The sequence below is a fragment of the Umezawaea endophytica genome, from assembly GCF_025061645.1.
In the GTDB taxonomy this organism is placed as follows: Bacteria; Actinomycetota; Actinomycetes; order Mycobacteriales; family Pseudonocardiaceae; genus Umezawaea; species Umezawaea endophytica.
Genome location: NZ_JANYMP010000036.1, coordinates 41,507 through 61,742 on the forward strand (window position 1 = coordinate 41,507; position 20,236 = coordinate 61,742).

20 protein-coding genes are annotated in these 20,236 nt (G+C 67.6%); 15 read left to right on the top strand and 5 right to left on the bottom strand.

Annotation, left to right across the window (positions count from 1 at the left end; all coding sequences use genetic code 11):
* Positions 1-1,426 precede the first annotated feature (1,426 nt).
* The 12 genes from NZH93_RS43330 (at position 1,427) to NZH93_RS43385 (ending at position 13,658) form a co-directional block, all read left to right on the top strand.
* Positions 1,427-2,329, top strand: a complete 903-nt coding sequence (locus NZH93_RS43330; protein WP_259629169.1) for a MerR family transcriptional regulator — start codon at positions 1,427-1,429, stop codon at positions 2,327-2,329.
* A gap of 539 nt (positions 2,330-2,868) precedes the next feature.
* On the top strand, positions 2,869-3,042 hold the full coding sequence (locus tag NZH93_RS43335) for a hypothetical protein (RefSeq protein WP_259629170.1): 174 nt from the start codon (positions 2,869-2,871) through the stop codon (positions 3,040-3,042).
* A 248-nt stretch (positions 3,043-3,290) separates the two neighbouring features.
* Positions 3,291-3,884 (top strand): hypothetical protein, encoded by a 594-nt coding sequence (locus NZH93_RS43340; protein WP_259629171.1) that lies wholly within the window; start codon positions 3,291-3,293, stop codon positions 3,882-3,884.
* 97 nt (positions 3,885-3,981) lie between these two features.
* The gene (locus NZH93_RS43345; protein ID WP_259629172.1) at positions 3,982-4,641 is read left to right on the top strand and encodes an RraA family protein; all 660 of its coding nucleotides are present in this window, start codon (positions 3,982-3,984) and stop codon (positions 4,639-4,641) included.
* Entirely contained in the window at positions 4,638-5,786 is a 1,149-nt protein-coding gene (locus NZH93_RS43350) for a pyridoxal phosphate-dependent aminotransferase (RefSeq protein ID WP_259629173.1), read from the top strand. The genes NZH93_RS43345 and NZH93_RS43350 overlap by 4 nt, the downstream gene beginning before the upstream one ends.
* A gap of 145 nt (positions 5,787-5,931) precedes the next feature.
* On the top strand, positions 5,932-6,510 hold the full coding sequence (locus NZH93_RS43355) for a TetR/AcrR family transcriptional regulator (protein WP_259629174.1): 579 nt from the start codon (positions 5,932-5,934) through the stop codon (positions 6,508-6,510).
* A 315-nt stretch (positions 6,511-6,825) separates the two neighbouring features.
* Positions 6,826-7,941 carry a DUF3500 domain-containing protein gene (locus tag NZH93_RS43360; protein ID WP_259629175.1) on the top strand — a complete coding sequence of 372 codons (1,116 nt, stop codon included), beginning with the start codon at positions 6,826-6,828 and terminating at the stop codon, positions 7,939-7,941.
* A gap of 91 nt (positions 7,942-8,032) precedes the next feature.
* Positions 8,033-9,769, top strand: a complete 1,737-nt coding sequence (locus NZH93_RS43365) for a gamma-glutamyltransferase family protein (RefSeq protein ID WP_259629176.1) — start codon at positions 8,033-8,035, stop codon at positions 9,767-9,769.
* Positions 9,766-10,470, top strand: coding sequence for a YoaK family protein (locus tag NZH93_RS43370; RefSeq protein WP_259629177.1), 705 nt, complete (start codon positions 9,766-9,768; stop codon positions 10,468-10,470). Before NZH93_RS43365 ends, NZH93_RS43370 begins: the two co-directional genes overlap by 4 nt.
* An 82-nt stretch (positions 10,471-10,552) precedes the next feature.
* Complete coding sequence (locus NZH93_RS43375; RefSeq protein ID WP_259629178.1) at positions 10,553-11,953, top strand: MFS transporter; 1,401 nt, start codon at positions 10,553-10,555, stop codon at positions 11,951-11,953.
* On the top strand, positions 11,950-13,167 hold the full coding sequence (locus NZH93_RS43380) for an FAD-dependent monooxygenase (RefSeq protein WP_259629179.1): 1,218 nt from the start codon (positions 11,950-11,952) through the stop codon (positions 13,165-13,167). Before NZH93_RS43375 ends, NZH93_RS43380 begins: the two co-directional genes overlap by 4 nt.
* Before the next feature lie 65 nt (positions 13,168-13,232).
* Positions 13,233-13,658, top strand: a complete 426-nt coding sequence (locus NZH93_RS43385; protein WP_259629180.1) for a nuclear transport factor 2 family protein — start codon at positions 13,233-13,235, stop codon at positions 13,656-13,658.
* A 74-nt stretch (positions 13,659-13,732) separates the two neighbouring features.
* On the opposite strand, the gene NZH93_RS43390 is transcribed toward NZH93_RS43385, so the two are convergent.
* The 4 genes from NZH93_RS43390 to NZH93_RS43405 form a co-directional block, all read right to left on the bottom strand.
* The gene (locus tag NZH93_RS43390) at positions 13,733-14,368 is read right to left on the bottom strand and encodes a Rossmann-fold NAD(P)-binding domain-containing protein (protein ID WP_259629181.1); all 636 of its coding nucleotides are present in this window, start codon (positions 14,366-14,368) and stop codon (positions 13,733-13,735) included.
* A gap of 220 nt (positions 14,369-14,588) precedes the next feature.
* Entirely contained in the window at positions 14,589-15,287 is a 699-nt protein-coding gene (locus NZH93_RS43395; protein WP_259629182.1) for an integrase core domain-containing protein, read from the bottom strand.
* Positions 15,288-15,738: 451 nt separating this feature from the next.
* Positions 15,739-15,885: a hypothetical protein gene (locus tag NZH93_RS43400; protein ID WP_259629183.1), complete on the bottom strand. Its 147-nt coding sequence runs from the start codon at positions 15,883-15,885 to the stop codon at positions 15,739-15,741.
* A 45-nt stretch (positions 15,886-15,930) separates the two neighbouring features.
* Positions 15,931-16,341 (bottom strand): recombinase family protein, encoded by a 411-nt coding sequence (locus tag NZH93_RS43405; protein ID WP_259629184.1) that lies wholly within the window; start codon positions 16,339-16,341, stop codon positions 15,931-15,933.
* A 320-nt stretch (positions 16,342-16,661) separates the two neighbouring features.
* Here NZH93_RS43405 and NZH93_RS43410 point away from each other — a divergent pair, with 320 nt between their 5' ends.
* Together NZH93_RS43410 and NZH93_RS43415 are read left to right on the top strand one after the other, a co-directional pair.
* Positions 16,662-17,357 carry a phosphotransferase gene (locus NZH93_RS43410; protein ID WP_259629214.1) on the top strand — a complete coding sequence of 232 codons (696 nt, stop codon included), beginning with the start codon at positions 16,662-16,664 and terminating at the stop codon, positions 17,355-17,357.
* Positions 17,358-17,474: 117 nt separating this feature from the next.
* Positions 17,475-18,128: a hypothetical protein gene (locus NZH93_RS43415; protein ID WP_259629185.1), complete on the top strand. Its 654-nt coding sequence runs from the start codon at positions 17,475-17,477 to the stop codon at positions 18,126-18,128.
* A 21-nt stretch (positions 18,129-18,149) separates the two neighbouring features.
* On the opposite strand, the gene NZH93_RS43420 is transcribed toward NZH93_RS43415, so the two are convergent.
* Positions 18,150-18,590 carry a MarR family winged helix-turn-helix transcriptional regulator gene (locus tag NZH93_RS43420; protein WP_259629186.1) on the bottom strand — a complete coding sequence of 147 codons (441 nt, stop codon included), beginning with the start codon at positions 18,588-18,590 and terminating at the stop codon, positions 18,150-18,152.
* Between the two features lie 67 nt (positions 18,591-18,657).
* Here NZH93_RS43420 and NZH93_RS43425 point away from each other — a divergent pair, with 67 nt between their 5' ends.
* On the top strand, positions 18,658-20,232 hold the full coding sequence (locus tag NZH93_RS43425; protein WP_259629187.1) for an FAD-dependent oxidoreductase: 1,575 nt from the start codon (positions 18,658-18,660) through the stop codon (positions 20,230-20,232).
* The last annotated feature ends 4 nt before the right edge of the window (positions 20,233-20,236 follow it).

Here is a 20,236-nt window from a genome sequence, read left to right on the forward strand (position 1 = left end):
GGCGCGATCGGCAAGGATCAATCCCGAAAGCCAGGGGTCTCGGTGCATCACGCACCGAGACCCCTTCGTGATGAGGAGGCGATTTCGCTGACCTCCCTCGAAGACTGCGAAACGTGAGCACGAAGCCCCAGTCGGTCTAACCCGAGGGGCAGGCAGCGGAGATGCTGGCGGCCGGGTCCACTGCGCCTGGTATCGAGATCGAGCCGTTACTCCGGTCATCCGCCACCATCGAGATCGACACCCGGAAACTACTCGCCGAAGTGATGGACCAACCGGCGGCGCTCGCCGGTCCACCGCCATCCCGTCGCTGGCCGTTCAGATCACGCTATGCGGCTGTCGTACCAGTAGGGCTTTGTTAGGTTCGCCGCCCAGTTCCTTCGCGACGCCGAGGAGAACGGCGACTAGTTCGACCCAGACGAGGCCCGTCGCAAGGCCGTGCGCCTGCTCAGCGAAATGGTCGGCGCACTGATGCTCTCCCGAGCCGTGCACCACGTCGAGCCCGAACTCTCCGACGAGATCCTGCGGGCCAGCCACAGCAACGCTGTCGACTGAGCACTCGGGAGTAGCCGCAGGACCTCTGCGTCCAGGGCGTGGGTGAGCTTCTGTCGTGCTTGCCTGGTCGTGATCGCAAAATCCACGTCGTCGGGTACGGCGCAAAATCCACGTCGTCGGGTACGGCGGCGTCACGACAGCGGTTCCGGTCCTGTGAGGTTGTCCCCGAAGTCCAGACACCAGACTTATGACACGAGGGCGAGACCTCGACGATGGCCAACGCGGACTTCGTGCGGGGTGCGGTAGTCGAGTGTCGAATGTAGACGGTCGTGGTTGTAGTAACCAAGGTAGGCGAAAACGTCCCGCCGGGCGTCCTCCGGGGTGTCCCAAACGGTTGTGCCGATCTCGAGATCTGGCCGCGTGGCGGCGCGCGAGCAGGTTTCGGTGCCAGCGCAGCACCGTTTCCGGACGTACTGGCAGTTGAAGCTGACGATGGGCTGTCAGGGGGAGCCGGTGCAGCAGTGCCGCGAGGAACATTCGATCGGCGGGGAAGAGCCGTAGTTGAGTCTTGCCCAGTTGGCGTTCCAGGACGGTGATCTGGTGCCGTAGCACCAGGATCTCCACGTCCTTGTCGCGGTCGCTCATGTGCAGCAGGCGCAGTAGGGCGAACGCGTTGGTCACGTTCAGGTAGGCCAGCCGAAGCAGCATGGCTGGTCATCATGCCTGCTTATCGGCAGCAGCGTGATCACGACTGCATCCGCGCATGGGTCTCTGTGAACCCTCTGCCACCTGCATGGATGAGGTTTTCAGCAGGTACAACGCTGGGGAGGGGCGCGATTCCTGGCCTTGGCGATGTGCGCGGGGTTGCACCTTCCGCAGCGGCATGTGGTCCAGTGGACCCACATCCCGATCCTCCAAGGAAAGGTCCCCGCTCGTGCACCCGTCCTTCATGCCACCCCGCCAGGTCAAGATCGGTGACGCGGCGGCCTTCGCCGGCAGCACGCCGCGGGCGATTCGCCACTACCACGAGATCGGCCTGCTCCCCGAGCCCGAGCGGGGCGGTGACGACCGCCGCCGCTACGGGTACGAGGACATGATCCGCCTGCTCTGGATTCGCAAGATGGCCGACGCCGGGATCGCCCTGGGCGACATCCGTGACGCCTTCACCACCGGCACGGCTCCCGACGGCGCGGACAGCGAAGACGGCATCACGGGAACCCTGAAGCGGTTGGAGGAAAACCTCGCCGAGCAGGAGGCGGAAGTGCGGCGGCAACGGACCGCCGTGCGGCGGATGCGCGCCGAAGGCAGCCGGATGGGCCTGCTCTCCGACTTCGTCACCCAACGCCTCACCGGCCTGCCCGAAGGCTCCCTGCGCCAAGCGGACCTGGACACCCTGCTGGTCACCGAGCGGATGCTCGGCCCGCTCGGCGCGGCCTTCCAAGCCACCCGCTTCATCGCCCTTGCCACGCATCCCGCTCTGCGGGCGGAATCCGACCGCATCGACGGCGCCGAGGCGGCACTCGACGACAGCGTCGCCGTCGACGATCCACGGGTGGCTCACGTGGCCGCCGAGCGGCACGCCTTCGAGAACACCCTGATGGCCGTCATCGAGGAGACCGGCCTGGACAAGGACGACGATGCCCTCCTCGACGCCTGGGACACCCTGCACCCCGCTACCGCCGATGATGAGGCGGACCTCGGCTCTTGCAGGCGGGAAGCTGGTTCCATGAGCTTGGCCGAAGCCAATAGCAAGATGCCCTACGACTTCTCTCCGGCCCGCCAGCGCTGCGTGGAACTGTACTTCGAGCTGCTCGCCCAAGACTCACTCACTACCTAAAACACAGTCTGAGCTTGTCGTTCAAGCAGTTCAGCGTGGTTTGGCGCCCTTCTTGTGATTGGCCGGTCGTGTGTGGGCCTGCTCGGTGGCCAGGACGAGTCCGGCGTCGAAGCCTTGCGCGACAACACGATTCCTCGAACCGAGTGGGCGACCTGGTCCAGTCGGATGGGTTTTGGTGTCGTTGTCAGACGTGCGGTCTTCGTGTGGATGTTGCGGAACCCGCGCCGGCCTCGTGCCGGGGTCAACCTGGCCGGTTCGGTGGGGCGTTCCCACGGACGTGGCGTTGACACCGGAGCACCACAACCAGACCGGTTTGTTCACCCTGCCGCTGGGCAGGTGTCCGACCCGCAGCAGGAGAACGGTGCCCTCGATGATCGGCAGTGGTCCCGCGTGGTTGGCCCAGGCACAGCGGCTGGTCAGTCTGGGGTGCGGGCGGTTCCAGGCCTGGACGGTCGCCGTCCCGTAGCGGCGGGTATCGGTGCTGGTCACTACGTGTTCCTCGCCCCAGGTGGCGGGGTCGCCGAAGGCGGACGGCCACCGTGTTCGACCACGACGCGCGCAAGCGCGCCACCCCGGTGCAGTTGGTCGACGACTACCACGGCGGCCAGTACCTGGTCTACGACTGCGACCGTTTGCTGCGCATCAGGGTAGGCTACATCCGCGGCGACAACGCCGTGCTCAGTGGACTGTTCTTCGACCCAACCGGTCGCTAGCTGGAGAATTGACCTGTGCGTCGTGGCCAGGGCAGCGGAATTCGCCTTGGTGAAGGTGCACAACTCCCTGGAGATTGTTGAGACATCCTGGCCAAGCTGGCGGCCAATCGCGCTCTCTGAGAGCTCAAGCGCACAGCAGCGCGCTGTCCTCACAGTCGACGCCTCCGACTGCTCTCTGGCAGCCTCGACGACCTCATGTCGCTGAGAACGTGGCTCACGGGGGCCGCCGAAGCGCTCAAGGTCTCCGCGTGTTCGAGTCTGCGTGGAGCAGTCCCTCGACGAACAATATCAAGGTATTGAATGATAGGGTCGTCTCACATATCGACTTGCGGGAGGCGACCTTGCTGTCCGACACTCACCCCAACGCCGTGTGGCTGGCCGACATGTACCGAGGCGGCGCGGTGATCACTGCCGACTCAAGCCTCGGCGAGGACGAGCGGGTCCGGCTGCTGAACGAGCACACGGCCGAGGTGATGAAGAAGATGTCTCCGGACCTGGTGATCCACACTGGTGGCGTGCGCTTGGCGGCGACCGGTGGGATGGAGTTCCTGCGCAGGTACATGAAGCGGCGGGCGAGTCTCGCCGATGCCAGTGTCGAGCCCGTCCAGTTCGACCAGATCCTCGCGGATGACTACTACGGCATAGTCCACGGCACGTTCCGCACGTCGCGCGGTGACTGGACGTGGACTCGTGTCGGCATGGGGGCGTGGCGCTTCAAGGACGGCCTGGCCGTTGAGCACTGGGAGCTCTCGGACGGCCCGACGTGGGACGAGTTCTTCCTCGCTGGTGATCCGGAGTCGTTCACGGGTTCAGCGCAGGAGTTCTGGACAAGCGGGTCCTGAACCGCCCGGCACCTGCTGGGACGCCTTGCGGTCGGACATCGGGAAGACTACGGTCGGTTAGTGATAGATGTGTCTCATTTGAGAATGAGGTTCTGCTGTGTACATAGTCGCACCGACCGACAGGGTGTCCATCGCGCCGAGTTGGCCTCGAACGCCGGCGGCGGAGATCCGTCGGCTGGGAGAAGTGGCGGCCGCGAACGTCGGCGACGCGTTGCAGCGGATGACGGTGATGGACGGCGGTATCCGGCTGCTCGCCGGGCGCGCCCCGCTGCTGGGCAACGCTCTCACGGTCGACGTCCGATCAGGGGACAACCTGGCCATTCATCGTGCGCTCGACGACGCCGCGCCTGGTGACGTCCTGGTCGTCAACGGACACGGTGACCTGACCCGTGCGCTCGTCGGCGACCTGATCGGCGAGATCATGGTGAATGGTGGTGTTGTCGGCGCTGTGATCGACGGCGCGGTTCGCGACGTTCAGTCGCTCTCGGAGATGGGGCTGGTCGTATACGCGCGGGCGGTCACCCCCGCGGGTCCCTTCAAGGATGGTCCCGGCTCCATCGGTGGGCCGGTTGCGGTCGGCGGCGTCGTGGTGGAAGCGGGCGACGTGCTCGTCGGCGACGCGGACGGCGTCGTGGTCGTCCCGCGGCATCGGGTGCGGGAGGTCGTCGACGCGGTCGACGGGATCGGCGAGAAGGAAAGGGTGCTCCGGCAACGCATCCTCGCTGCCCGCACAGACGCCGCCGAGGTGACTCGATGATCGCTGCGGCGCCGGCCCTTCGCATTGACGAACTGCTCTGCTCCTCGCGGCGCCCCACGCTCACACCTGCTCCGCCAGGCACCATCTCCCTGGCGATGGGCGAGCCGGACTTCCCTACGGCGCCGGAAGTGGTCGAGGCCGCGGTCGCGGCTCTGCGTGCCGGAGACACCCACTACGCAGACCAGAAAGGCTTGCCGGAACTGCGGGCCGCGGTCGCGCTCCGGTTGCCCGAGCGCCCCGGCAGGGCATGGGGCCCGGACGACATTCTGGTCACCCACGGTGCTACCGGGGCCTTGACGGCCGTTGTGCTCGCGATGATCGGTCCCGGTGACCGCGTGGTCATCCCGGAACCGGCCTACTCGTTGTACGCGGACCTGGTCGTCCTGGCCGGGGGCACCGTGGACTTCGTCCCGCTCGGCCCGGACCTGCACTGGGACCTCGACGTGCTGGCGGCCGCGCTGCCCGGTGCCAAGATGATGATCTTCTCGAACCCGTCGAACCCCACTGGCGTCGTGCATGACGCGCATGAGCTCAAGGCCCTCGGAGACCTCCTCGACGGCTCGAACGTCCTGGTCGTCAGCGACGAGGCGTACCACCGCCTCGTCTATCCGGGATACGAGGCGATCTCGGCCCTTGCGATCGAGTCGTTGCGAGATCGGACGGTCCACGTGCAGACCTTCTCCAAGACGTATGCGATGACAGGCTGGAGAGTGGGTTACCTGACGGGCCCGCGGGACGTGGTCGACGCGGCGGCTCACGCGCACCGCACCCTCAACGGATCCGTGAACACGGCGGTCCAACGAGCTGCCGTTGCGGCACTCGACCTTCCGGACGGCATCGTCGGCGCCATGGTCGACACGTACCGGCGGCGCCGTGAGCTGGTGGTCTCACGCTTGTCGGGCGTTCCCGGCCTGCACCTGGTTCCGCCGGAGGGCGCGTTCTACGGGTTCCTGCGGTACGACGCCGCACGTCCGTCCGAAGAGGTCGTCCGTGAACTCGCCGAGCAGAAGGTGTTGGTCCGGGCCGGCGCGGAATACGGCCCCTCCGGGGAGGGGCACATCAGGATTTCGTTCGCGGCCTCCGAGGACGACCTGCTGGCCGGACTGGATCGCATCGTCGCCCACCTCGGCGGCGCGAGTTCCTGACGGGGAGGAATCGTGCGCCGTCGCACCGCGCATCTCCGAGCGGTGACATGCGCCGTGATCAGAGACGGTACCCTTGGCCTGCAGTTCTACGAGGTAGGGGAGGCCCGTGTCCGATCAGCAGCCCGCCTCGCGTGGGGGGCGCAAGTTGCGCAGTGACACTCGCCGCAACCTCCGCCGTCTCCTCGAAGCCGTCGGTGAGCTCGCCAGGGAGGCGCCCGACGAGCTCACCATGCAGGCGGTCGCCTCTCGTGCGGAGATCGGCCCGGCCACCGCCTACCGCTACTTCTCCTCGATGGAGGACGTGCTCGCGGCGTACGTGCTCAGTGTCGTCGAAGAGCTCAGCGACTTCACCGCGGAGTCGACCGCGCAGGGCAGGCCGCTCTTCGACGCCGTCGTGGACAAGTGGGTGGATCTTCTCGCGCGGCACGGCCCGGCACTGGTCCGACTCCGGTCGCGGCGGGGCTACCTGGAGCGGCTGCACGACGGCAACGAGATCATCGCCGCCATGCGGGACGCTTGGAGCGAGCCCGTTCGGGGTCTGCTGGATGACATCGGTCTTCCGCACGATCTGCTCGAGGACGCGTTGTTCCTCAACAACATGATCTTCGATCCGCGTGAGATCCAGGACCTGCTGCAGGCGAGGGGCCTGTCCCGACGTGAGGTCATCATCCGGCTGACCGAGGCGTACTGCGGTGCGCTACGCGGATGGGCGCGCGTCGGCTGATCCAGTGATGTTCGTGCCGGGCAGCGACTTCGTCGTTCTCCTGGAAGAGCTTTGAGCGCGAACTCTCCTGTCTGATGTAGACGGTCGAGGTCGTGGCGGCTGCCTGTGCGGTCGCCCGTCAACTTGTTCTGTGAACACCTCATGTCCGCTCGTCCTTGATGTCGACCCGCGGGTGGGTCGTCCTAACGTGGCGGTAATATGATAGAGTCATCTCAAATCATACAAGAGTGTCATTCAAGAGAGGAGTTGAGGTGGCACTGAGAGAGGAAGAGCCGAAACCGCCTCTGGCAAGGCGACCGCTCCGGCTTGGTTGTGATGGCTGACCCCGCCCGCGAGGTCGCGACGCGGATGGCGGAGGCAGCCGAGGCTTGGCTCGGGTCTTTGGATCCCGTGCAGCGCGCGGTGGCCATCGGGCCGGCACCGGGTGTCGGCGACGAGGGCGAACGGACCCGCTGGTTCTACACGCCCACCGACCACGGCGGTCTGACCTTCCACCAGCAGAACCCCGCCCAGCACCGGTTGGTGATGCGAGTCGTCGCGAGTGGACTGTCCGAAGCGGGCTACAACACCGTGGCCACCGTGCTCGGCTTGGAGAACGTGCTCGACCGCGTCGAGGGCTTCTCGGTCGACTGGGAACGAGAACGCACCCGTGACCCTGGTATGTACTACCTGCGGGTCTTCGGTGAACCCGGTGACCGGCAGCCTTGGGGCTGGCGGTTCGGCGGCCACCACGTGTCACTCAACAACCTCGTGGTGGACGGGCGGGTCGTCTCCACCACGCCGTGTTTCCTCGGTGCCGACCCGGCCAGCTCACCGCTCCTGGGCTTCGCGGCACTGCGCCCGTTGGGAACCGCGGAGGACTTGGCACGCGACCTGGTCCGCTCCCTGACGCCCGGCCTCGCCGGCCGCGCGGTACTGCTGTCCCGTTCCCCCAACGACGTCGTGGCAGGTAACAGCACGAAGGTCGAGGACCGCGTGGTGAAGCGCAGCGAGCTGTGGCGCCGTGGTCCGTATGTCCCGGAACGGGCCGACCAGCCGGCCACCGGTCTTGACGGTGCGGACCGGCGCGCACTCGCTCTCACCCCGGCCCCTCGTGGAGTACCGGGCGGTGAGCTCGACTTCGCCCAGCGGGAACTGTTGAAGGCCTTGCTGAGCACCTATCTCGACCGCGTACCGGAGGGGGTGTCCCCGCTCGCCCGGTACGACGACCCGGCTGCGCTGGACGCCGTGCACTTCGCCTGGGCAGGCTCGACCACGGCGGGCGAACCGCACTACTACCGCCTGCAAGGCCCGCGACTGCTGGTCGAGTGGACCAACGTCCACCGCGGTGCCAACCACGCGCACGCCGTGTGGCGGGACCCGGAGACGGATTTCGGCGGCGACGTCCTGGCCGCTCACCACGCTGCGCACCACGTACGAAGTGCCCTTTGAACGGAGTTCCACGTACATGGCCGGCTCACGACCCCTAACGACCGACGCTCCGCCACACACCACGCGTCCTACGCTCCGCGGATCTTTCGGCATGTGTGCGTCGACGCACTGGCTGGCTTCCGCGACGGCCCAGTCCGTCCTGGAACGAGGCGGCAACGCGTTCGACGCCGCCACGGCAGGCGCCTTCGTGCTGCACGTCGCCGAACCCCACCTCAACGGACCCGGCGGGGATCTCGTCGCCGTGCTCGCCACCGCGGCGGACACGTCACCGTTCGTGCTGGCTGGGCAGGGACACGCTCCGCGAGGTGCCACGATCGAGCACTTCCTGGGTGAAGGGCTCGACCACGTTCCGGGTGCCGGTGCCCTGGCCGCCGCTGTTCCCGGTGCGGTCGACTCCTGGCTGTGGCTGCTCGCCGAGCTGGGCACCTGGGAGCTCTCGGACGTCCTCGCCTACGCGATCGGCTACGCGGAGCGCGGAGTCCCGGTCGCGCCCCAGTTGGCACGAGTCCTGGCCACGGTCGAGGGCCTCTTCCGCGAGCACTGGCCGACGTCCTACGCGCTGTGGATGCCGGAAGGCCGCGTTCCGCAGCCGTACACCACCCTGGTGAACGCCACCTACGCCCGGACCCTGCACAGGCTGGCCGCTGCCGGAACCGGCGCCACGCGGACGGCACGGATCCACTCCGCGCGCGATACCTGGAGAACGGGGTTCGTCGCTGCGGCGGTAGCCGAGTTCGCGGCGGTACCGCACCGGCACTCCTCCGGTGGCGACCACGCCGGGGTGATCACCGCGGCCGACTTCGCGGACTTCGCCCCGGTGCTGGAGCCCGCGGTCACCGCGCAGTTCCGGCGGACGACGGTGGCCAAAGCGGGCCTGTGGTCCCAAGGCCCCGTTCTGCTGCAAGCCCTCACCTTGCTCGACCACTTCGACGACGAGCAGATCAACCCGTCGACAGCGCTCGGAATCCACACGATCACCGAGGCCGTGAAGCTCGCCATGGCGGACAGGGAGGCTTACTACGGACACCTGGCTCCGGAAGACGCGGAGTCCGTTGTGCGCCGCCTGCTGTCACCCCGGTACAGCAAGGAGCGCGCACATCTGATCGGTGAAGTCGCGTCGACCGAGTTCAGGCCTGGCGACATCGGCATCGCGCCGTACACACCTCCACTTCTTCCCCGGCGACCGGCCCACCAGGCGGCCGGTGTCGGGGAACCCACTGTGCAGCAGACGGGGGAGACCAGAGGCGACACGTGCCACATCGACGTCGTCGACCGATGGGGGAACATCATCTCGGCCACCCCGTCGGGAGGATGGCTCCAGTCGTCCCCCGCTGTGCCGGAGCTCGGTTTCTCGCTGGGCACCCGACTCCAGATGGCTTGGCTCGACCCCGCGGCTCCGTCACGCCTGGCGCCGGGGAAAAGGCCTCGCACGACGCTCAGCCCGACCTTGCTGCTGCGCGACGGCACTCCGGTGGCGGCACTGGGGACACCGGGTGGCGACCAGCAGGACCAGTGGCAACTGCAGTACCTGGTGCGCACGCTCGCGTTGGGTCTCGCTCCGCAGGAAGCGATCGACGCCCCTGCGTTCCACACCACCGCGGTGGTGAGCTCCTTCTGGCCACGCACCTGGGCGCCGGGCGGACTGGTCGTCGAGGACCGAGTGGGCGACGCGGTCATCGCCGAACTGGCGGAACGAGGCCACGAGGTAACCGTCTCAGGACCGTGGAGCCAGGGGCGGCTGTCGGTCGTCACGCGTGATCCCGGCACCGGTGTCCTCCAAGCGGCGGCGAACCCACGCGGTGCCCAGGGATACGCGGTGGGACGATGACGGGCGTCGTGAGCGCCGCCGGTCGACGCGTGCGATGGCGTTCGACTCCGGTGCACCTCCTGCTCGCCCTCACCTTCGCGACGGGTGTCGTCGACGCCGTCGGTTACCTACGCCTGGACCAGGTGTTCGCGGGCAACATGACGGGCAACGTGGTCATCCTCGGCATGGCTGCCGTGGGAGGCGCTGGCCTGCCAGTGCTCGGTCCGGCGGTGGCGCTGCTGTCGTTCCTCATCGGAGCCGCCGTAGCCGGACGGGTGCTGCGGCGGACCGCCGCGCCGGGGTGGAACCACCTGCACACCGGCCTGTTGGCCGGCGTCGGCCTGCTTCTGGCCACCACCGCGCTCGGCATGGCGGCCACAGGGATCGGCACCACCACCTTCCGCACGGTGATGGCCTTGTCGCTCGCACTGGCCATGGGAGTGCAAGCAGCAACGGCCCGTCACCTCGCCGTGAAGGACATCACCACCGTCGTCGTCACCTCCACGCTGACCGGCCTCGCGGCGGACTCCCGGCTCGGATCCGCCCGCGGCCAGGGGGCGAAGCGGCGCATCGCGGTCGTCGTGCTCATCGTCGCCGGCGCGGTCGCCGGTGCCGCGTTGTGCCAGGTCCACGAAGGACTCGCCGTCGCGATCGCGGCGTTCACCGTGCTGACCGTGACTGCTGTTGGCCACAAACAGGTCCACAACACCCCGCACGAGTAGCGGCACGCAGCACCTTGCACACGTACCGGCGCACTTCGCGTACGGCCGGTACATCACCTGACGAGCAACACAAAGGACTGCCATGACCACAGCTGTGCCCCCTCCGGTCACCGTCGGAAGAACCGCCTTGGGAGCGCTGGGGCTGCTCGCGCTCGCCACTGGCGCTCTGGAGTCGGTGGTGACGCCGACTCTGCCCCTCCTGCAGCGCGAACTCGGCATGAGCCCGTCCGAAGGCGCGCTGCTCAGCATCGTCCTCCTCATCACGGGCGCACTCGTCACCCCGATCGCAGGCAAGTTCGGCGATCGCTATGGCGGAAAACCGGTTCTGATCAAGCTGATGTCCGTCGTCTCCGTCGGCGGCCTGGTGTCCGCCCTCGCTCCCAACCTGCCCGTGCTGCTCTTCGGACAGGTGCTGCAGGGCGCGATGGTGGGGGCGCTGCCGCTGTCGTTCATCATCGTGCGCAAGCACCTGACCGAAGGCGAGTCGAAGGTCGCCATCGGAGTCGTCAGCGGGCTGTTCGTCGGCGGTGGGATGGTGGGGACGCTGTCCGCCGGGCCCGTGGCCGAACAGCTATCGCGGCACTGGATGTTCGCGCTGCCCACGATCGTCGTCATCGGTGCGACCGTGGCGACGAACCGGCTGATGCCGCACGACCCCCCTGGCCGCGCGGACGACAACGGCGGAGTCGACTGGCCCGGCTTCGCCCTGCTGAGCGGCACGCTGGTCACGTTGATGCTCGTGCTCATGCTGGCACCGGACCTCGCCTCCGAGCCGCTCGCGCTCGTCGCCCTGGTCCTTCTCCTGGTCGCCCTCGCGGCGGGCTGGGTGTTCGTCGAACGCCGGGCAACCTCGCCGATGGTCGACCTGCGCATGCTCGCTCTGCCCGCGATGTGGAAGTCGTGCCTGCTGACGTTCGTGATCTGCGTCGGGACCGCCGGTGCGGTCTACCTGGTACCGCAACTGTTCGCGGCATCCGGTGACGGGTACGGGTTCGGAGCGGGCGCCACCCTGATCGGGCTCTACCTGCTTCCCGGTGCTGTGGCCGCGTCGCTGGCCGGGCCGATCGGCGGTCTCGGTGCTCGGCGTTTCGGCTCGCGTGCCGTCGTCACCACCGGTGTGGTCTTGATGGCGGTCTCCCTGCTCGCCGTGGCCGCCGTGCACACCGAGGTCTGGCACCTCGTCGTCGGCAAAGCGGTGATCGCGCTCGCCAACGGTCTGTGCGTGACCGCGATGGTGACCAGCACCGCGACCTCCGTCGACCAAGGTGACACCGGCATCGCCACCGGTCTGGTCCTCGTCACGCGCGTGCTCGGCTTCGCCGTGGGTGTGCAGGTCAGCGGTGCGATCCTCACCGCGGGAATCCCCGCCGGCTCGGACGTTCCGGCCGAATCGGCCTTCATCACCGGTTTCGTCGTCGCCGGCGTCGTCACGGCGCTGGCCCTGCTGGTCACCCGCACCATGCGCAAAGGAGTCACGGAATGACCCGCACGAATCGAGCGGCCTCTCCCGCTGCCGGCAGGCGCAAGGTCCTGATCTCCGGCGCCAGCGTCGCAGGTCCGGTCCTCGCGTTCTGGCTCCACCGCTACGGCTACGAGGTCACGGTGGTCGAGAAGGCCGGCGCGCCACGCAACGGCGGCTATCCCATCGACATCCGCGGCACCGCACTCGAAGTCGTGCGCAGGATGGGAATCCTGCCCCGGCTGAAGGACGCGCACATCGAACTGCGCCGATTGACCTTCCTCCAAGGCGGCGGCGACGAGGTGGCTTCGCTGCATCCCCACGCCATCACCGGCGGTGTGGAAGGGCGTGATCTGGAGGTGCGCCGCGGAGATCTCACGGCGGCGCTGTACTCGACCGTCCGGGACGACGTGGAGTTCGTCTTCGACGACTCGATCAGCACGATGGACCAACACGAATACGGGGTCGACATAACGTTCCACGGCGGCGAAGCCCGTTCGTTCGACGTGGTGCTCGGTGCGGACGGCACGCACTCGCGAACCAGGGAGATGGTGTTCGGTCCGGAAGAGCGGTTCCGCCACTACCTGGGCTACTGCTTCGCCGTCTTCACCATGCGCAACACCTTGGGGCTGTCCCACGAGACCGTCATGTGGAACAGCCCGGGTCGGGCCGCGGCGCTCTACGCCGTCGGGGAAGACGACGAGGTGCACGCGTTCCTGAACGTCGCACTGCCGGATCCGCCGGACCGCGCGTTCGGCGACATCGAGGCTCAGCGAACCCTGCTCACCACCGCTTTTCGCGATGTCGGCTGGGAAGTCCCCACGATGCTCGCCGCGCTGCGGGAGTCGGACGACCTGTACTTCGACGCCGTGAGCCAGATCCGCATGCCAAGGTGGTCAAGCGGAAGAGTCGCACTGGCCGGCGACGCCGCGTACGCGCCCTCGTTCCTGACCGGCCAGGGCACCAGCCTCGCACTCGTCGGCGCCTACATGCTCGCCGGCTCCCTCAAAGGCCGTTACCACAACGAAGGCTTCGCCGCCTACGAGCACGACACCCGCAACTTCGTTGACCTGAACCAAGGACTCGTCGGTACTGGGGGCGCCACTCTCTTCCCCGTCACCGCCGAGGCACTGGAGCAGCGCAACACCAGGCTGCGCAACCTCACCGCCATGCCTGCGAGGGAAGGCCGACCTGCGCACTCGGCGCTCACGCTGCCCGAGTTCTCGCTCGCGACCTGACCCGCGGGTCGTCCGTGTCCCCCACGAGGTTCGCCAAGGTGAACCGAATCCATGATGGAGTGAAGTTGGACCAGGAAGAGCTCGCGCTCAAGTGGATCGAGGCCTACAACGCGCACGACTTCGCGCAACAGGCCGCTCTGATGACCGAGGACGGTGAGGTGATGATTCCCGCCATGAACATCGTCCAGGGACCGGCCTGGGACCAGACGGGCCAGAGCTCAGCCCGCCTGGTCGATGATCGCACCATCGAAGTCCTGCGGATGATCTCCTCCGGTGACGCGGTCGCCATCGAGATGCTGTGGCACGGCACCAGCAAGGGCGGTCCGGGGATGGCGCCCGCCGGGGAGCGGGTCGAGTTGCAGAACTGCATCGTCCTGACGTTCCGGGACAGCCTCATCAGCCGCTACGTCGAATACATCGGCTGGTGTCAGGGCATCGATCTGCACGTGGTGAGGAGCCGGATACTGGAAAGCGGTCGACCGACCGGCTAGGTGCTCGTCGAAACCGAGACGTTCTCGCCGGCCTGCGCCACGGGCCGGCGAGAACGCAAGCCGACACGCGCTCGTCACGGCAATGACGGCCAACGCGAGGAAGCTGAGGAATGGTCACCCACGATCGAGCACGCGTCCGGTCGTCCCAGTCGAGGTGGCAGCACGATGAGCCGTCGCAGTCTGTCGTCGCGCTGGTTCAAATCCCCGGCGGTGACGGGGAAGAGTGTTGGGCAGACATGGCCGGCCAGCTCCTGGTGCAGGGTCACGAACTCACGGGTTCTGGCTTCGTAGGCGGCGAAGCCTTCGACGTGGCTGGGGCCAGCGAGGGCGCCGGCGAGCAAGTAGACCCCGACGAGCGCGATGCTGGCGCCTTGTCCGGTGAGGAACGACGGTGCGTGCGCGGCGTCGCCTGCGAGCGCGACCCTTCTGGCCGACCAGCGGGGCATTCGGATCTGGCTGGCCGTGCCGAAGAACAAGTCGTTCGTGTGCTGCATGGCGGTCAGCATGTCGGGGATCCGCCATCCGGCGTCGGCGAAGACCATGGTGAGCAGGTCAGGGGCGCGATGACGTCCCGGGAACTCGCGGAACGGTGGTCGTGGCAAGGCGCAGTTCAGGAACGCGTGCACCTCGTCGTCGTCTCCGGCCGCGTACAGGGCGGCGGCCTTGCCTGGGGCGTTCCACATGACGGCCTCGTGGGAAAGCTCCAGCATGTTGGGCATGGTGAAGACGGCGAAGTAGTAGCCAGGTAGTGATGGAACGGGTCGTCCGGACCGAACACCATCTCACGAATGCGCGAATGCATCCCGTCAGCGCCGAGAACCAGGTCGAACGATCGGCTGCCGTTCCGGCGGAAGGTGATGTCGACACCGTTGCCGTGGTCGTGGAGGGTATCGATCGAGTCGGCGAAGATGAACTCTACGTCGTCGCGGATCACCGCGAACAACGCTGTGCTTGCCGAAAACTACATCCGTGCTGGTCAGACTGCGTGGTGGTATTCGTTGAGGATGCCGCCCAACCGTTGTAGTCGGCGGACGTCAAAGTCGCTGATCTGGGCATGATCGGTACTCGGTGGTGGCAGCGGGTGCAGGGTCGGGCGTTGGCGATGCCATGGTGGGGTCGGTGAGTGTTGTGGAACTGCTCGTATTCGCGCAGGGCGTGTAGCAGGTGTCGTTGGTTCCAGATGAGTGTGTGGTCGAGGAGTTCGTGGCGGCAGCTCTGGATCCAGCGTTCCATGATCGAGTTCATCTGCGGGATGCGGACACCGCTCAGGACGATCTGGATGCCAACATCGGCGAGGATGACATCGAACAGGGTGAGGAACTTCCGGTCGCGGTCGCGGTTCAGGAATCGTGCGGAGTTGCCTGCGTCATGGAGGTCCATCACGAGGTTCTTCGAGGCCTGGGCGACCCACGCTGCGGTCGAGTGCGCCGTGGCGCCCAGGACGCGGATCCGGCGGCTGCTGTGTTTGATGACCGCGAGCACGTATAGGTGGGTGCCGCTCAAGGTCGGGACTTTGAAGAAGTCGCAGGCCAGCAGGGCTTTGGCCCGAGAGCGGAGGAAGTCCGCCCAAGTGGTGGACGTGCGATCGGATGCCGGGTCGATTCCGGTGTTTTTGAGGGTCTGCCACATCGTGGACGCGGCGGCGTTGATGCCGAGTGCGAGTAGTTCGCCGTGGATGAGGCGGTAGCCCCAGGTGGGGTTTCCCGTGCCGGGCGGAGCACCAGGAGTTGGATTGACCGTACTGTCCGCAGTCGTCCGGGGCGTTTGGGCCGAGGCGTGGCCGCGTGGCGGCGGGCGAGCAGATCCCGGTGCCAGCGCAGCACCGTTTCCGGGAATACCGGTAGCTGGAACTGACGAAGCATCTCAGCGGGAGCCAGTGCAGCAGCGCCACGAGGAACGCCCGATCGGCGGGGAAGTACCGCAGTCGAGTTGTGCCCAATTGACGTTCCAGGACGGTGATCTGGTGCCGTAGCACCAGGATCTCCATGTCCTTGTCCCGGTTGCTCATGGGCAGCAGGCGTAGCAGGGCGAACGCGTTGGTCACGCTGAGGTAGGCCAGCCGAAGCAGCATGGCTGGTCATCATGCCGTGCTCGTCGACAACAGCGCGAGATCACGACCGCGTTCACCCAGGGGCTTTGCAGGTCTCTTCACCTGCATGGATGAGGTTTTCGGCAGGCGCAGGGCTCGCAGGACCTCGCGATGTGATTGGGCGCCGAGCACGGTCATGAGTGCTTGGTGCATGACGCTGCCCGGATCGACCGGCCCGTTGGCCTAGGGTAACCAGATCTGGATGTCATGGCGTCGGAACAGCGAGGCCATGCGCTGAAACTGGTCGGCGGCGAAAGCACGCTCGTATTCCCCGACCACGATCGCATCGAAGCCCCGGTCCGAATCCGCCAACGCGGCCAGGAGTTCCGCTGCTTGCGGTCGGTGGCGCCAGGGGAGACGTCGCGAACTGCCGACGTCGAAGTACGACGCCACGATCCGACCGTGTCCGGCGACCAGATGCTCGGCGGCTTCGCGTTGCCAGCCCTCGGAGGTTGCCGGGTCTTGGTGCTCGACGGTGGAGGCCCGGCCGTAGAAGGCGAACCGAAGACCTTCCGGTGCACGGCGACTCGTACCCTTGCGTGCCTTGGGTGTGTCACGTCCGATCCACGTGCTGAACGCGTCGTAGTCGTGCAAGGCCGTGATCATGATGCTCGCTTTCGCTGCGGGATCGTCACGGTCACGCGGCCAAGTCGTGCCCAGAGTCTCAGAGGGCATGACAGCGGATTTGGCACAACACGCTCCATGCGGCATGAGCGGATGTCCGTTTGGTAACGAAACGGGGTGAGTGCAATTGTGATGGGTGGCGGGAGTCGGTTGTGGTGAGTCGGCAGGGATGAATGTGGCGATCGGTCAATATCGCCTTGTGCGGCGTTGACGTGCGGTAGGCCAAGGCCATCGCCTCCGACCACGAACTGGTCGACGCCTACCGCGCGGAGTCGTCGATCGCCGATTGCCTGCCGCAGGGTTCGCCCGCGCCCGCGCTGTGGTGGGCCGTGGAACGGGACGGGTGGGTGCTCAGCGCGTTCGACGACATCGAGGGCCGTCACCCGAGCCTCGCGCCGGGCTCGGCGGACCTGCCCGCGGTGCTCGACGCGGTGGCCGCGTTGGGCGAGACGTTGACCCCGTGCCCGTACGAGGCCGCCCGGAGTGCGGCCGCCGAGCTCGGCCCGTTGTTCGGCGGCTGGGCCACGCTGGCGGCCGACCCGCCGGCGGATCTGGACGACTGGTCACTGCGGCACCTCGACGCCCTGGCCGCGCACGAATCGTCCTGTCTGGACGCGATGGACGGGGACACGTTGCTGCACACCGACTTGCGCGAGGACAACCTGATGATCGACACGCGGTCGGGCCGGGTGCTCGTGATCGACTGGGCGTGGCCCGCGCGCGGCGCGGCGTGGGTGGACATCGCGTTCCTCGTGCCCCAGTTCATCCGCGCCGGGCACCATCCGGCCGGGGCGGAGGCGCTGCTGGCCGAGGTCGCCGGGTGGAAGCAGGCCGCCCCGGAGGCGGTCACGTCCTACGCGGTGGCGTTGAGCGGGCTGTGGGAGCGGGACTCGCGGACCACCACGAGCGCGGGCCTGCGGGCCTACCGCGCGGCGGCTGCGGCGGCGGGGCGCCGGTGGGTGGCCCACCGCACCGGGTGGCGGTGACCTGCCGGACTCCCCTCCTCCCCGTGGAACTGGAGGAACTGCGCATCGGGAGCCAGCGTCACGGCCTGGTCGCTGCGGCACGGTCAGCCACGCGGCGACGCTGCCTAGGCTGTGGCGATGAACGACAAGGACCAGGCGTGGACGGTCCGCTTGGAGAAGATGTTCCCAACTATCGAGCAGTGGGGCGCTCGTATCCGTTCCGCGAACGTGACGGTGCCGGCCCCCGACAGCAGTCTCGCTCGTGACGACCGGTTCTACCCGGCGATGCCGGCATCGCAGCTCGCCTACGGGGCGCTGGCCACGGCTGTCGAGCACCCGGACTTCTTCCGTGTCGCGTTCCAGGGCACCCAGACGCTGTACCCGACCGCGTACTTCACCGTGCTGCGCTCCGCGCTGATGGGTGGGGCTCAAGCGGTCTGGGTACTCAAGCCGCCCCGTGTGGCGCGGTTGGAGAACGCGCTGCGCCTGGCGCGTGACGACATCAAGCAGCGCAGCGCGCTGCTGAGCGACGACGTTCCGACGGCTCTCGGGTTCGCCGAGCAGATCGCGACCGCCCGGCAGGCGCTGCGACAAGAACTCGGTGACGTCCAGGCGGCTGCCGCCACACTCGAACTGGATCCCGTCCAGGTGCGGGACTGGCGACTGAACATGACCAACGTGATCAAGTCCGTGGCCGGCATGATCCGCGGAGAAGACGGGGAAGATCCCGCTCTGGAGACGGGTTCGGGGCTGCCTGCGGGTTTCCGGGGGCCGGACGGGCTCTACCGGTAGCGAGGCAAGGCCGCGACGGCTTCATCCCGGCCAGGCTTGGGTCAGGCTCTCACGCAACTCCGCCAGCGTCCCGGTTCCCAGTCGGCTGGCAAGGTCCTGTTCCAAGTCGCGCAGGATTCCCGACGCGATGTCACGCCGCCGACGTCCCGCGGCGGTGAGTTCGATCAGGGAACTGCGGGGGAATCCCGGCCCCGGCGTGTTGGTCAGCAGTCCCTCGTCGACGAGTTGGGCGACGGCCCGGTGCATGGTCTGGCGGGCGACACCGGCTCGGCGGGCCAGTTCGACGATGCTCAGCGCCTCCTCGTCGTCCAGGTGCGCCAGCACGGCCGCGTGCGCAGGCGTGATGGGGTCGACGCCCGCGGCGGCGAGGCGTTCGACCAACTCGTCGGAGAACCAGCGCACACCTCGTTGCAGGATCGTCATCAGCGGCGGGCGCGCGTTCGAATGGTTCTCGTCGATCATGACCGGGTTCCTCGCTCCTCTTGGTGTACCGTTCTGTGTCAGCATTGCTGACACAGAGGGAGTGGTCGTGACCAACTATGACGTTGACGTCCTCGTCGCAGGGGCGGGCCCCGTCGGACTCGCGGCGGCGTTGCAGCTCGCCCGCTGGGGTGTCTCGGTTCGGCTGGTCGACGCGGCGGCCGGCCCGGCCACGACGAGCCGGGCGTTGGGCACCCACGCCCGCAGTCTGGAGATCTACGACCAGCTCGGGATCCTGGCCGACATCGCTCCGCACGGAACCAGGGTCAACGCGTTCATCCGACACCAGGGAACCCCGGCGGCACGGGTCGACTTCGACTTCGGCGACCTGACGACCCGGTTCCCGTACATGTTCAACATCGACCAGGTGATAACCGAACGAGTGCTCCGCGGACATGCCGTGTCGGCCGGGATCGCCGTGGAGTGGAACACCGGGCTGGAGTCCTTCCACCACGACCAGGACGCCGTCACGGTCTCTCTGCGCACCAACTCCGGTGGGCGGGAGACCGTTCGCGCGCGGTACCTCTGGGGATGCGACGGCGGGCACTCGACCGTCCGCAAGGCGCTCCAACTCCCCCTGGTGGGCGACTCCGCGCACACGTGGCTGATCGCCGACGCGGTCGTGCACACCGATCTGGACCGCGACGGCGTGCACTGGCTGTTCCCGGGAGGCGGCGCACTGATGCTGTTCCCGTTCCCCGAACCGGGCAAGTGGCGGCTGTTGGACACGACCGGCGAAGGCGAACCCGAACACCTCGACCGGATCGCCCGGCAGTTCGGCACGAAGCTGTCGCAGGCCCTGGGGCGTGACACCGTCGTGGACAACCCGAGCTGGGTCTCGAAGTTCACCATCCAGCAGCGCGCGGTCCCGGCGATGCACGTCGGGCGGTGCTTCATCTCCGGGGACGCCGCCCACATCCATTCCCCAGCGTCCGGGCAGGGGCTCAACACCGGCATCCAGGACGCGTGCAACCTCGCGTGGAAGCTGGCGATGGTCGTGCACGGCCACGCCGATGCCGCGCTGCTCGAAACCTACGACGCCGAGCGCGTTCCCATCGGCCAGGCGCTGCTCGCCTCCACCGGCGAGGTCATGGACACGGCCATGGTCGAGTCCACCACCACGGTCACGCGGGACGCCGATCACGGCTTCATGCTCCAGCTCATCCGAACCATGTCGGGTCTGGGCATCAGCTACTCCGACAGCCCGCTCACCGTGGCGGACGACTCGGGTGAAGGTCCACGACCTGGCCAGCGACTCACCCGGATCTCCGCGGCCGATGCGCAATCACCCGGCTGGACCGCGCTCCGCGCGTTGCTGAGGACCTCGGCCTGGCACCTGCTCGTCTTCGCCGGGAACGGACACGCCACCGGTCCGGACCAGATCACCTCACGACTGCCGTGGCTGGACACGGTGACGATCAGCAGGTCCCGCCTCGCCGGGGACGGCCACGAGGTGTGGGATCCCGACGGCCGCGTCCACGACACGCTGGCCGCGACCGAGGGGCACTGGATCCTGGTCCGCCCCGACGGTCACGTCAGCGCTCGCGGCACCGGGAACACCGGCTTCCGCGATGCCCTGGACCGGTTGACCGTCCTGCGCGGTCGGGAGTCGGCACATGCCTGATCAA

What these genes read in the sequence shown, in the direction of transcription:
- NZH93_RS43350 (WP_259629173.1), top strand. Translation starts at nt 4,638, where the DNA reads ATGATCGCTGCGGCGCCGGCCCTTCGCATTGACGAACTGCTCTGCTCC.
- NZH93_RS43360 (WP_259629175.1), top strand. Translation starts at nt 6,826, where the DNA reads ATGGCTGACCCCGCCCGCGAGGTCGCGACGCGGATGGCGGAGGCAGCC.
- NZH93_RS43365 (WP_259629176.1), top strand. Translation starts at nt 8,033, where the DNA reads ATGTGTGCGTCGACGCACTGGCTGGCTTCCGCGACGGCCCAGTCCGTC.
- NZH93_RS43370 (WP_259629177.1), top strand. Translation starts at nt 9,766, where the DNA reads ATGACGGGCGTCGTGAGCGCCGCCGGTCGACGCGTGCGATGGCGTTCG.
- NZH93_RS43375 (WP_259629178.1), top strand. Translation starts at nt 10,553, where the DNA reads ATGACCACAGCTGTGCCCCCTCCGGTCACCGTCGGAAGAACCGCCTTG.
- NZH93_RS43380 (WP_259629179.1), top strand. Translation starts at nt 11,950, where the DNA reads ATGACCCGCACGAATCGAGCGGCCTCTCCCGCTGCCGGCAGGCGCAAG.
- NZH93_RS43390 (WP_259629181.1), bottom strand. Translation starts at nt 14,368, where the DNA reads ATGCTGGAGCTTTCCCACGAGGCCGTCATGTGGAACGCCCCAGGCAAG.
- NZH93_RS43395 (WP_259629182.1), bottom strand. Translation starts at nt 15,287, where the DNA reads ATGTGGCAGACCCTCAAAAACACCGGAATCGACCCGGCATCCGATCGC.
- NZH93_RS43400 (WP_259629183.1), bottom strand. Translation starts at nt 15,885, where the DNA reads ATGACCGTGCTCGGCGCCCAATCACATCGCGAGGTCCTGCGAGCCCTG.
- NZH93_RS43415 (WP_259629185.1), top strand. Translation starts at nt 17,475, where the DNA reads ATGAACGACAAGGACCAGGCGTGGACGGTCCGCTTGGAGAAGATGTTC.
- NZH93_RS43420 (WP_259629186.1), bottom strand. Translation starts at nt 18,590, where the DNA reads ATGATCGACGAGAACCATTCGAACGCGCGCCCGCCGCTGATGACGATC.